At 32.0% G+C, this 12,196-nt stretch carries 12 protein-coding genes; all 12 read left to right on the forward strand.

Annotated features, from left to right (window positions below; translation table 11 throughout):
- Window positions 1-14 precede the first annotated feature (14 nt).
- The 12 genes from BLW23_RS03530 to BLW23_RS03585 all read left to right on the forward strand — a co-directional run bounded on the left by BLW23_RS03530 (window position 15) and on the right by BLW23_RS03585 (window position 12,194).
- The gene (locus BLW23_RS03530) at window positions 15-452 is read left to right on the forward strand and encodes a hypothetical protein (RefSeq protein ID WP_093667850.1); all 438 of its coding nucleotides are present in this window, start codon (window positions 15-17) and stop codon (window positions 450-452) included.
- A complete protein-coding gene (locus tag BLW23_RS03535) occupies window positions 449-901 on the forward strand; it encodes a sterol desaturase family protein (RefSeq protein ID WP_093667851.1) in 453 nt (150 codons plus the stop codon). The genes BLW23_RS03530 and BLW23_RS03535 overlap by 4 nt, the downstream gene beginning before the upstream one ends.
- Entirely contained in the window at window positions 895-1,596 is a 702-nt protein-coding gene (locus tag BLW23_RS03540) for a lycopene cyclase domain-containing protein (protein WP_093667852.1), read from the forward strand. The genes BLW23_RS03535 and BLW23_RS03540 overlap by 7 nt, the downstream gene beginning before the upstream one ends.
- On the forward strand, window positions 1,586-2,059 hold the full coding sequence (locus BLW23_RS03545; protein WP_093667853.1) for a TspO/MBR family protein: 474 nt from the start codon (window positions 1,586-1,588) through the stop codon (window positions 2,057-2,059). Before BLW23_RS03540 ends, BLW23_RS03545 begins: the two co-directional genes overlap by 11 nt.
- 11 nt (window positions 2,060-2,070) lie before the next feature.
- The gene (locus BLW23_RS03550; protein WP_093667854.1) at window positions 2,071-2,727 is read left to right on the forward strand and encodes a TetR family transcriptional regulator C-terminal domain-containing protein; all 657 of its coding nucleotides are present in this window, start codon (window positions 2,071-2,073) and stop codon (window positions 2,725-2,727) included.
- Between the two features lie 94 nt (window positions 2,728-2,821).
- On the forward strand, window positions 2,822-4,132 hold the full coding sequence (locus BLW23_RS03555; RefSeq protein ID WP_093667855.1) for an ABC1 kinase family protein: 1,311 nt from the start codon (window positions 2,822-2,824) through the stop codon (window positions 4,130-4,132).
- On the forward strand, window positions 4,129-4,743 hold the full coding sequence (locus BLW23_RS03560; protein WP_410529746.1) for a flavin reductase family protein: 615 nt from the start codon (window positions 4,129-4,131) through the stop codon (window positions 4,741-4,743). The genes BLW23_RS03555 and BLW23_RS03560 overlap by 4 nt, the downstream gene beginning before the upstream one ends.
- 23 nt (window positions 4,744-4,766) lie before the next feature.
- Window positions 4,767-6,200, forward strand: a complete 1,434-nt coding sequence (locus tag BLW23_RS03565; protein ID WP_093667857.1) for an SDR family oxidoreductase — start codon at window positions 4,767-4,769, stop codon at window positions 6,198-6,200.
- A 78-nt stretch (window positions 6,201-6,278) separates the two neighbouring features.
- Complete coding sequence (locus BLW23_RS03570; protein ID WP_093668441.1) at window positions 6,279-6,428, forward strand: DUF2256 domain-containing protein; 150 nt, start codon at window positions 6,279-6,281, stop codon at window positions 6,426-6,428.
- A 224-nt stretch (window positions 6,429-6,652) separates the two neighbouring features.
- Window positions 6,653-8,944: a beta-glucosidase BglX gene (gene bglX, locus BLW23_RS03575; protein ID WP_093668442.1), complete on the forward strand. Its 2,292-nt coding sequence runs from the start codon at window positions 6,653-6,655 to the stop codon at window positions 8,942-8,944.
- Between the two features lie 2 nt (window positions 8,945-8,946).
- On the forward strand, window positions 8,947-10,536 hold the full coding sequence (locus BLW23_RS03580; protein WP_093667858.1) for a solute:sodium symporter family transporter: 1,590 nt from the start codon (window positions 8,947-8,949) through the stop codon (window positions 10,534-10,536).
- A gap of 191 nt (window positions 10,537-10,727) precedes the next feature.
- Window positions 10,728-12,194 carry a cryptochrome/deoxyribodipyrimidine photo-lyase family protein gene (locus tag BLW23_RS03585; RefSeq protein WP_093667859.1) on the forward strand — a complete coding sequence of 489 codons (1,467 nt, stop codon included), beginning with the start codon at window positions 10,728-10,730 and terminating at the stop codon, window positions 12,192-12,194.
- The last annotated feature ends 2 nt before the right edge of the window (window positions 12,195-12,196 follow it).

Consider the following 12,196-nt stretch of genomic DNA (forward strand, 5'->3'; position numbering starts at 1 on the left):
CTTTCCTTGTGTAAATGAAGCTACTATTAGTTGTTTTTTCTTTTGTGTTTATAACTTTAAATGAAGTGCCTGAACATGTTTTAGATTACCATAAAGCAGATACAAAAGAAAAAGAGATCGTATTTATTAAGAAGTACAAATTATCCAATAAAAAGAGCATACAAGGTTATGTTGTTTCATTACAAATGAAACAGGCTAAGCATAAATTTTTTCCATGGAAGAAATTGGCTGTTTTTAATGAAGGGAAAAGAAAACTTGAAAAATTAATTAAAGAAAACCCAAACAATACTGATTTACGTTATTTAAGATTGGTCATTCAAGAGAATATACCAGCACTATTAAATTATAGATCAAGTATAGAAAACGATAAAGAGTTTTTATCTGAAAAATTAAAAGAAAAAGATAACTCTGATTATTTGGATTTTTACATAAAAAAGAACACGTCTTTATGATTTTATTTATAGCAATAACCTTAGGAACATTTATTATAATGGAAGGAGTTACCTGGTGTACTCATAAGTACGTTATGCACGGTTTTGGATGGTTTTTGCATGAAGATCACCATCAGCCTGGGTATCCACATGCTTTTGAAAAAAACGATGCTTTTTTTGTCGTATTTGCGATCCCAAGCATGTTACTGTTCTATTTTGGTATTAGACCCGATTTGAATTATTTGTTTTTCATTGGTTTAGGAATTTTGTTTTACGGAATGGCTTATTTTATCATTCATGATGTTTTAATTCATCGACGATTTAATTGGTTTAAGAATACAAAAAACAGGTATTTAAGAGGGTTACGTAAAGCTCATAAAATACATCATAAACATATGGGGAAACAAGATGGTGAATGTTTTGGAATGTTATTTGTTCCGTTTAAGTATTTCAAAAAACTGAAATGGTAAGCAACTATTTATATTTAGTTTTAAACCTTGGAAGCTTAAGCATCCCATTGCTATATAGTATTTTCGAGAAGGAATTTCATTTTATAAAATACATTAAATATGCATTTTTAAGTATTTTACTCATTGCAATACCTTTTTTGATATGGGATTCATTTTTTACATCGACAGGTGTATGGGGGTTTAATTCAGACTATCATATATCATTGCTTATATTAAAAATGCCATTGGAGGAGTGGATGTTCTTTTTTTGTATACCCTATGCCTGTTTATTTACGCATGAGGTTTTGAAACATTACATACCTAATTTTAAGTTATCCAAAAAAGCTAGTTTATGGGTGTCTGTAGCGCTATTAACTGTAATAAGTGTATTGTTACTTATAAATTTTGGGAAATGGTATACTACAGTAAATTTTATATTCTTTTTGGTGTTGCTAGCTTATGCTAGTAAATACCACAAAGAAGAGTTAAGGTCTTACTATCCTAGTTTCCTTGTAATATTGATTCCTTTTTTTGTTGTTAATGGAATATTAACAGGAAGTTTTATAGAACAGCCCGTAGTATGGTACAATAATGAGGAAAATCTCGGATTTCGTCTCTTTACAATACCTTTTGAAGATATTTTTTATGCATTTAACTTGCTTTTCTCTATTCAGTTGGTATTTAATTATTTAAAAAATAGAAATCATGCTAAATAAACCAATCATAAGGTTTTTAATATTTCTTATAGCTAATTTATTAGCCTTATACATAGGGGTATTCTTAATGAATGATGGTCCGAGAACAGATTGGTATGTATCACTAGAAAAGGCTCCTTGGACACCTCCTAATTGGATGTTTGGAGCAGCTTGGACAACGATAATGATCCTGTTTTCAGGATATATGACTAAATTAAGTTTTCAACATAACTTTCTAAATAAAAAACTTACACTACTATATGCAGTTCAATGGATTTTAAATGTTGGATGGAATTTTGTGTTTTTTAATCAACGTGAAACCGTTTTAGGATTAGTTGTAATTTCAATTTTACTTCTTTTGATTATCTATTTCACTTTCAACTTTAAAAATGAACTCAAACGATATTCGTTGCTCATCCTCCCGTATTTTCTTTGGATGATTATAGCAACCAGTCTCAATACATATATTGTCTTAAATAATTAAAAATTAAAAAAATGACAAAAAAAAAGAGTATCACTTCAGACAAGATAATTGAATTATATATGAGCGAAGTGCTGTTAAACGGTACCCCAAAATCAGTATATGCTTTTGCGAAAGAAAATAAGTTCGAGGAAAATGAATTCTATCAATTCTTTTCGAGTTTTGAAATTTTAGATAAGCAAATTTTCGCTATTTTTTGTTCTAAAACACTAGAACTTCTTTCTAGTAACGAAGAATATAGAACCTATGATTCAAAAAGTAAATTGCTAAGTTTTTACTACACGTTTTTTGAGTTAATGACCGCTAATAGATCTTATGTTTTTCAGCAATTAAAAGCAAATAAGAACAAATTAGAATCATTAAAACTATTATCTCATTTAAGAAAAGAATTTATCGAGTTTAGTAATCGAGAAATTTTTCAAGATTCAATTGATTTAAAAAATGAAAGAATCAATAAGTTAAGAGATAAAGGAATGGCCGAGGCTTCTTGGTTACAATTGTTATTTACACTTCAATTTTGGTTGGAAGACAAATCACCAAATTTTGAAAAGACAGATATTTTTATCGAAAAATCAGTAAAAGCAAGTTTCGATTTAAAGGATTTAACACCAGTTCAAAGTGTTTTCGATTTTGCAAAATTCTTGTGGAAGGAAAAAACACCTACAGCATGAAAACATAGTGTTTAGAATAATGATAACGAGTATGATTATTGTTTTAAACAGTTGAGTTTTCATCTACCCCTTTAGAAATATAAAAAAATAAAAGATGAAAAGTATAAATAGTATACCAACCTCAAAAATAGAAAGAGCTTCAAAATTAATCACAACAGGAATAAAAGTAGGGGTTAATTATGCGAAGTATTATGGAGAAAAAATTGTGAAATCTGAAGAAGAAGCAAAAGAAAACTTAAATGAAGCCAACGCAACAGATATTTATGATGGCTTGAAAACATTAAAAGGATCTGCTTTAAAAGTTGCTCAAATGTTAAGTATGGAGAAAAATATACTTCCAAGAGCCTATGTAGAGAAATTTTCTTTATCGCAATTTTCAGTTCCTCCATTATCATCTCCCTTAGTGGTAAAAACCTTTCGAAAATACTTTAAAAAAGCTCCAACGGAGGTTTTTGACACATTTACAACAGAATCCGTAAATGCTGCAAGTATTGGTCAGGTTCATAAAGCAACAAAAAATAATAAGCAGTTAGCAGTTAAGATACAATATCCAGGAGTTGCTGATAGTATATCCTCTGATTTAGCAATGGTAAAGCCCATCGCTATAAAAATGTTTAATATTCGCGGAGAAGGATCGGATGAATATTTTAAGGAAGTAGAAAATAAATTAGTAGAAGAAACGAATTACGAGCTAGAATTGTCTCAAAGCAAAGAATTTGCTGATAAATGTAGCGTTATTTCTAATTTAAAGTTTCCAGAATATTATCCAGAGTATTCTTCAGAGAGAATTTTAACAATGGATTGGATGGAAGGAGTCCATTTATCAGAGTATGTTGAGCAAAATCCTTCACAGGAAAATCTTGATAAAATAGGGCAGGCATTGTGGGATTTTTATATGTATCAAATGCATGTGTTAAAAAAAGTACATGCTGATCCTCATCCAGGTAATTTTTTAGTGTCAAAAAATAATGAGTTAATAGTAATTGACTTTGGATGTATAAAAGAGGTGCCTGACAGTTTTTATATTCCTTATTTTGAATTGGCAAATAAAGAAAATATTAACAATCCTGAGTTTTTCGAGTCTAAATTGTATCAACTAGAAATTTTAAGAAAGGATGACTCAAAGGAAGAAAAAGCTTTTTTCAAAGAGTTGTTTTATGAAATGCTTTCTTTATTTACACAGCCATTCCATGAAGAAGAATTCGATTTTTCAAATGAGGTGTTCTTTAATAAAATAGCTGATTTAGGTCAGAAATATGCAAAGAGTACTGAGTTAAAGAAAATGAATGGAAATAGAGGTTCAAAACATTTTATTTATATCAACAGAACGTTTTTTGGCTTATATAACCTAATGCACGATTTAAAAGCTAAAGGTGTAAAAATTAATAATTTTAAAAGCTTATAATGTACTTTACTCGCGACCATATTGATCAATTAGAGCATTTATATAAAATCAACTTAATAAACAGTGTTTCAGGTTTCAAGTCAGCTAATTTAATAGGTACTAAATCAAAAAACGGAACATCGAATGTGGCAGTTTTTAGTTCCGTAGTTCACTACGGTTCGGCACCACCAATATTTGGTTTTGTCCTTCGGCCAACTACGGTTAGGCGAAATACCTACGATAATATCAAAGAAACAGGGTATTTTTCTATAAATCATATTCACCAAAACATCATTGAAGATGCGCATCATACTTCCGCGAAATATCCTTCCGATATTTCTGAGTTCGATAAGACATCGTTAGAAGAGGAGTATTTAAATGAGTTTTATGCACCTTTTGTAAAAGGTTCTCCTATAAAAATAGGGCTGAAATATGTAGAAGAGTATTATATCAAGGCAAATGATACAATATTGGTGTTGGGTGAAATTTTAGACCTGTATATTGAAGAGCGACTAGTTGAAGATGATGGTTTTGTGAATTTGTCGAAAGCTAAAGTGGCAACAGTAAATGGTTTGGATAGTTATTTAGTTCCAGAAACCAATAAACGTTTAACATATCAACGACCTAAATAAAGCGACTTGAAAAAAAGAAGAATATGAAAATTTTAATCACGGGTACAACAGGTTATATCGCAAAACGTTTAATACCTAAACTTTTAGACGATAAACACGAGTTAGTCTGTTGTGTTCGCGATTTAAATAGGATTCCAGAAGATCTTAAAGAAAAAGAGAACATAGAGTTTTTAGAGATAGATTTTCTAAAAATTAAAGGAATTCAAATACCAAGTGATATAGATGTTGGATATTATTTGATTCACTCAATGTCTACTAGTAGTTCTAACTTCGAGGAACTTGAATACGCTTGCGCACTTAATTTTAAAAACTTATTAGAAACCACAAATTGCAATCAGGTAATATACTTGAGTGGTATTGTAAATGATCAAAGTTTATCCAAGCATTTAAAATCCAGGTTTAGAGTTGAAGAAACACTACAATCTGAAACATATAACTTAACTACTTTTAGAGCAGGAATTATTGTTGGGAGTGGTAGTGCTTCTTTTGAGATTATAAGAGATTTAGTAGAAAAGTTACCAGTTATGGTCGCTCCAAAATGGCTAAATACTAAAACACAGCCTATTGCAATTAGAGATGTCTTAAGTTATTTAACAGAAGCGATAGGTAAGATAGAACTCTATAACAGATCTTTTGATATTTTTGGTCCTGAAGTGCTAACATACAAACAGATTCTTCTGCAATTTGCTGAAGTTAGAAAGTTAAAACGATGGATTCTTACTTTACCTATATTATCGCCAAAACTCTCTTCCTATTGGTTGTATTTTGTAACTTCAACTTCATTTAAATTGGCGGCTTCTTTAGTTGATAGCATGAAAGTTGAAGTAATAGGGAAACCATCAGATATCAATACTTTAATAGCAGTTAAACCAATAAGCTATAAAGAAGCTGTTGAAAAAGCTTTTATAAAAATAGAACAGAATTTTATTTTATCTAGTTGGAAAGATGCAATGATTAGTGGAGTTTTTAATTCTAAGTTTTCAAAGCATATTAATCTACCTCAATACGGATGTTTTAAAGATATAAGAAGTAAAAGAGTTATCGATGAAAGTTTTACACTCAATCAAATCTGGCGAATAGGTGGAGATACTGGATGGTATCGATTTAATTTTCTTTGGAGAGTAAGAGGTTTTGTTGATAAACTGTTTGGAGGAGTTGGTTTAAGAAGAGGGAGAAGACATCAAACGGAGTTAACTTCGGGTGATGCACTTGACTTCTGGCGTGTACTTCTGGCTGATAAAAATGAAAAAAGATTACTGTTGTATGCAGAAATGAAGCTTCCTGGTGAAGCTTGGTTAGAATTCAAAATTATTAAAGATACATTGTATCAAAGAGCATTTTTCAGACCAAAAGGGATTTTAGGAAGAATGTATTGGTATAGCGTGTTGCCTTTTCATGGATTTGTTTTTAAAGGAATGTTGAATGCTCTCGTTGAAGATAATAAGTCTTCATTATAAAAGAGTCAATAGACTTTAAAATATTTGATAATTACCAAATGTAGTTCAACGTACAATACTTAAAAATTGCAGATAAGATTGACTAAAAAGCAACACTTACCAACAAAAATATGTCCAATTTGCGAAAGACCATTTCCATGGAGAAAGAAATGGGAGAAAAATTGGGACTTTGTAAAATACTGCAGTAAAAAATGCAGAGGAAATTCAAAAAACTTGATTATTAAGTAATCTTTTGGGGTGAAATTTCTTTGACAATTGGCCTTCTGAAAACGTTTTCAGAAGCTTTTCTAGTTCATTTTCATTGAAATACCAATATCATTGATAAATATTTGCTTAACTTTAAATTAGCATGAGTGGTCGAAAAGAATTCAGTAAACAGTAATACTGTGGTTTTTATTCGGGTATTTACCACAAACAATGTAAAACTAAACAACTTAAAGATAAGCCAAGATATGAGAAAATCTCTACTCGTTATCATTATTATTGCTTTTAACTCTTGCAATAAAACCAATTCCGAAGCCAAAATATCTGATTCAATGAATAGTACAGTTGTTAACAACTCAATTGAGCAAAAAATTGATAGTTTGTTGGAAATAATGACCTTAGAAGAAAAGGTAGGGCAAATGAATCAATACAATGGTTTCTGGGATGCTACGGGGCCCGTTCCTAAAAAAGGAAGTCAAGCTGAAAAATATGCCGATTTAAAAAAAGGATTAGTTGGTTCTATGCTGAATGTAAGAGGAGTAAAGCAAGTAAAAGCTTTGCAACAAATAGCAGTAGAAGAAACACGATTAGGAATTCCCTTAATTTTTGGATTCGATGTTATCCATGGATTCAAAACAATTACTCCCGTTCCATTAGCGGAAGCAGCCAGTTGGGATTTGAACATTATAGAGAAATCAGCAAAGAACGCAGCAGAAGAGGCAGCAGTAGCTGGGTTAAATTGGACATTTGCTCCAATGATTGATATTTACCGAGATGCTCGTTGGGGAAGAGTCATGGAAGGTGGTGGTGAGGACCCTTATTTAGGATCAAAAATAGCGGTTGCCCGTGTAAAGGGATTTCAAGGGGATGATTTGTCGTCTTCGAAAACAATTGCGGCCTGTGCAAAACACTTTGCTGCTTACGGCTTTATTGAATCAGGAAGAGAGTATAACACCGTTGATATAGGAACTTCAACACTTTATAATACGGTATTACCTCCATTTAAAGAAGTGGCGGACGCTGGTGTGAAAACCTTTATGAATGCTTTTAACGAGTTGAATGGAATACCAGCAACGGCAGATACATTTTTACAAAGAGAAGTATTAAAGAAAGACTGGAATTTTAAAGGTTTTGTGATTTCAGATTGGGGGTCAATAGGTGAATTAGTAGCGCATGGATATGCCAAAGATTTAAAGCAAGCGACAGAACTTGCTGTAAAAGCTGGCTCTGATATGGATATGGAGTCTAGCGCCTATGTTGAAGAGCTGGCAGGTTTAGTAAAAGAAGGAGCTGTTAATGAAAAGTTGATTAACGACGCTGTAAGAAGAATTTTACGCGTTAAATATGAATTAGGTCTTTTTGATGATCCTTATCGTTATTGTGATGAAAAGAAAGAACAAGAAATAACTGGTAAAAAACAATTTCATGAAGATGCTTTAGATATAGCTAAAAAGTCTATAGTGCTTTTAAAGAATGATAATAACATACTTCCATTAAAAAAACAAGGAATTAAGGTTGCTATAATTGGAGCTTTGGCAAATGACAAAACAAGTCCTTTGGGAAATTGGCGATTGGCGGCTAAAGAAGGAACAGCGATATCGGTAGTTGAAGGATTTAGAAAATATTCAGGTAATGAGTTGCAATACGCAAAAGGGGCAGATTTGGTAATCCCAAATACCGAAATTTCAATGACGCAAGAGGTACAGGTAAATACTACGAATACTTCTGAGTTTGGAGAAGCATTGTCCTTAGCTAAAAAATCGGATGTTGTCGTCATGGTTTTGGGTGAACATGGAATGCAAAGTGGTGAAGCTCGAAGTAGAAGTACTATTGATTTACCCGGTGTTCAACAACAATTACTTGAAGAAGTTTACAAGGTAAACGAGAAAATCGTCTTAGTATTAATGAATGGTAGGCCTCTGGCGTTTCCATGGGCAAAAGAAAACATTCCAGGTATTATTGAAGGATGGCAATTAGGTGTTGAAAGTGGAAATGCAATAGCTCAGGTTGTATATGGTGATTATAATCCAAGTGGTAAATTACCAATGACATTTCCTAAAAGTTTAGGACAAGTTCCTTTGTATTATAATTATAAAAATACGGGAAGACCAGTTAGAGATGGAAATGTGTTTTGGTCTCATTATAGTGATGAAACTAATGACCCGTTATATCCTTTTGGATATGGGCTAAGTTACACCTCGTTTTCATATGAAAATTTAAATGTAGAGATAGTAGATACTCATGAAGTTATGGTATCTGTTGATGTAATGAATACAGGAAAAGTAAAAGGTAAAGAAGTGGTTCAGTTGTACATCCATGATGAATACGCCTCAGTAACTAGGCCTGTTAGAGAATTGAAAGGTTTTGAAATGATAGCCATAGAAAGTGGTAAATCAAAAAAAGTTGAATTTAAACTTACTGAAAAAGAATTAGGGTTTTATAATAATAAAGGAGAGTTTTTAGTCGAGCCAGGAAAGTTTAGTGTGTTTGTTGGAGGAGACTCAAAAGCTGAATTAACAAATACTTTTACATTAAAATAATTATGGGAGCATTATTTTCTTTTTTAGGATTCACGGCATTGGTGGCAGTTGTAGCATATTATGCAACTCGAAAAACGGATGAAAATACATCGAAAGGTTATTTTTTAGGAGGTCGAAGTTTAACAGGGGTTGTTATAGCAGGTTCTTTATTGTTAACGAATTTATCAACGGAACAAATTGTAGGACTAAACGGTTCTGCATATGAAGAGGGGATTTTAGTAATGGCATGGGAAACTTTGGCTGCAATAGCAATGGTAATTACGGCACTGTTTCTGTTACCAAGGTATTTAAAAGGAGGGATAGCAACGGTACCAACGTTTTTAGAAAGAAGATATAATAAAACGACCAAAGCATTAACTTCAGGATTGTTTTTAACGGGATATGTTGTTGTTTTACTACCAATAGTTTTATATTCTGGCGCTTTGGCTATTAATACAATGTTTGATATTCCTGAAGTATTGAATGTTTCAAAGACTACAGCACTATGGATTTCGGTTTTTTCAATTGGAATAATTGGTTCTATTTATGCCATTTTTGGGGGCCTTAAAGCTGTAGCCGTTTCTGATACAATAAATGCCGTAGGTTTATTAATAGGTGGTTTGTTAATTCCTTATTTTGGATTTGTAGAAATAGGTGAAGGAGACTTTGCAAATGGAGTTTCAACCTTATTAAACAGTAACCCAGAAAAATTCAATGCTATTGGAGGAAACGAATCATCAATTCCATTTGCAACTATTTTTACTGGAATGATGTTGGTACAACTTTTTTATTGGGGAACCAATCAAGCTATAATTCAAAGAGCACTTGGAGCAAAAGATTTAAAGGAAGGTCAAAAAGGATTGTTATTTGCTTCTTTTATTAAAATTATAGGCCCGTTAATAGTAGTTGTACCAGGTATTATTGCTTTTCATATTTTTCAGGGCAACCTTCCTAATGCTGATGAGGCATACCCCGAGTTGGTTACAAGAGTTTTACCACCATCGCTTGTAGGTTTTTTTGCTGCAGTTTTATTTGGAGCTATTTTGAGTTCATTTAACTCTGCTTTAAATAGTTCAGTAACCTTATTTGGCTTAGATATTTATAAAGAGTTTGTTCATAAAGAAGCTACAGAAAAGGAAACAGTAAAAGCCGGTAAGTGGTTCGGATTGTTTTTGGCGTTATTGGCCATGTTTGTAGCTCCTTTTATAGCAAACGCTCCTGATGGATTATTTGGTTATTTGCAAGAAGTAAATGGTTGTTATAGTATCCCTATATTAACGATAATAGTAGTTGGGTATTTAACAAAGCGTGTTCCTGCTGTTGCGGCAAACTTTGCTATTATTTTCGGAGCCGTATTATATGTGATAAGCCAGTTTGTGCTAAAACCTACAGTTTTTGGATCGGAAAATTATCCACACTTTTTACATGTAATGGCAATCTTGTTTGTGATAAATATTGTAATCATGCTTATCATTGGTAAATTATATCCTCAGGAAAAAGAGTATGTTCAAAAGTTTACAGAAGAAGTAGATATTACTCCTTGGAAATATGCAAAACCTGTAAGCGCTGTTGTAATAACTATTGTCGTATTGAGTTTTATTTACTTTTCATAAGAGTATTTGTATTCTCAAAGAGAATTATACCGTAAATAATAGCTTTTACTATTGATAAACAGTTTGTTAGTCTTTAATAAGATAAACCAATACAGCTATAAGAAATAAAAATATATTTTGTTTAATCTATTTTTTATTAAGTTAAACAAAATTCGTAAATTTGATTAATCAATAGTATTAATCAGTTTTACATGCTTCAAAGAGAAAAAATAGTTGTTGTTTGGTTTAAGAGAGATCTTAGGCTGTATGACAATGAGGCTGTTTATAACGCTTTAAATTCTGGTTATAAGGTCTTGTTGTTATATGTGTTTGAACCCAGTTTGTTTAACGATGCACATTATTCGGATAGACATTGGAATTTTATAAAACAGTCTTTACAAGATATAAATGAACAATTAGTGCCACGGCAGACTAGAATACTTGCTGTTAATTCAGAAGTAATCCCCTTGTTCAGTTACCTACAAACACAATATAAAATTGCTTCTGTGTTTTCACATCAAGAAACGGGGCTTTTAAAAACATATAATCGAGACAAAACTTTTAAACGATTTTGCAATAACAATTCAATTGATTGGATAGAAAATGTTAACAATGGCGTTTTTAGGGGAAGACAGGATAGAGAAAATTGGAAAGAAGATTGGGAGGATTATATGGGGACACCTCAATTTCAGATAGAAGAGACGAAGATTTCTTCGTTTTTAAAAGATGAAAAAATTGATACAATAGCCAAGAATTTAACACTAACTTCATTAATCACAGAAGCTACTCCAAAGCTCCAAAGAGGAGGGAGAGCTATTGGGTTAAAATATATGAGGTCTTTCTTTGAAGACCGATATATCAATTATGCGAAATTTATATCAAAACCAAACCAAGCTAGAGAAAGTTGCAGTAGACTCTCACCTTATTTGGCTTGGGGTAATTTGTCGGTAAGGGAAGTATATCAATATGCAAACAATTTTAGAAAAGAAGCTTCCAATAAAAGAGCGATTGATGCTTTTATGTCTCGATTACGATGGCAAGCCCATTTTATTCAGAAGTTTGAAATGGAATGTATTATGGAAAGTGAGAGCATGAATAAAGGGTTTAGAAAGCTAAAAAAAGATATTTCATTGAAATATAAAGAAGCTTGGAAAGAGGGGAATACTGGTATTCCCATTATTGATGCCTGTATGCGTTGTCTCCGTGATACCGGATATTTAAATTTTAGAATGAGAGCGATGGTTGTTTCTTTCTTTACACACAACCTTTGGCAACCATGGCAAGAGGCGTCTAAGCATTTGTCTAATGTTTTTCTTGATTTTGAACCAGGAATTCATTTCCCTCAGCTTCAAATGCAGGCAGGAGAAACTGGTATCAATACATTAAGAATTTACAATCCAATAAAAAATGGGATAGAACATGACCCAGAAGCTTATTTTATATCAAAATGGGTGCCTGAATTGAAAGGCTTGCCAATTAGTTTTAGACATGAACCCTATAAACTCACAATGCTCGAACAAAAATTGTATGGATTTAAAATAGGAAAACATTATCCAAGCCCTATTGTAGATATTTCTTCTACCAGAAAAAAAGCATCGGACACCATATGGAATTTAAGAAAAGATAGGGAAGTAATAGAAGACAGTTATAGAATTTTAAATAAACACGTAATAAAATAAAG

This window comes from Tenacibaculum sp. MAR_2009_124 (genome assembly GCF_900105455.1).
Taxonomy (GTDB): domain Bacteria; phylum Bacteroidota; class Bacteroidia; order Flavobacteriales; family Flavobacteriaceae; genus Polaribacter.

Excerpts from the sequence above, each read along its gene's own strand:
- BLW23_RS03545 (WP_093667853.1), top strand. The coding sequence starts at position 1,586 with ATGCTAAATAAACCAATCATAAGGTTTTTAATATTTCTTATAGCTAAT.
- BLW23_RS03550 (WP_093667854.1), top strand. The coding sequence starts at position 2,071 with ATGACAAAAAAAAAGAGTATCACTTCAGACAAGATAATTGAATTATAT.
- BLW23_RS03580 (WP_093667858.1), top strand. The coding sequence starts at position 8,947 with ATGGGAGCATTATTTTCTTTTTTAGGATTCACGGCATTGGTGGCAGTT.
- bglX (WP_093668442.1), top strand. The coding sequence starts at position 6,653 with ATGAGAAAATCTCTACTCGTTATCATTATTATTGCTTTTAACTCTTGC.
- BLW23_RS03540 (WP_093667852.1), top strand. The coding sequence starts at position 895 with ATGGTAAGCAACTATTTATATTTAGTTTTAAACCTTGGAAGCTTAAGC.
- BLW23_RS03530 (WP_093667850.1), top strand. The coding sequence starts at position 15 with ATGAAGCTACTATTAGTTGTTTTTTCTTTTGTGTTTATAACTTTAAAT.
- BLW23_RS03565 (WP_093667857.1), top strand. The coding sequence starts at position 4,767 with ATGAAAATTTTAATCACGGGTACAACAGGTTATATCGCAAAACGTTTA.
- BLW23_RS03555 (WP_093667855.1), top strand. The coding sequence starts at position 2,822 with ATGAAAAGTATAAATAGTATACCAACCTCAAAAATAGAAAGAGCTTCA.
- BLW23_RS03585 (WP_093667859.1), top strand. The coding sequence starts at position 10,728 with ATGCTTCAAAGAGAAAAAATAGTTGTTGTTTGGTTTAAGAGAGATCTT.
- BLW23_RS03535 (WP_093667851.1), top strand. The coding sequence starts at position 449 with ATGATTTTATTTATAGCAATAACCTTAGGAACATTTATTATAATGGAA.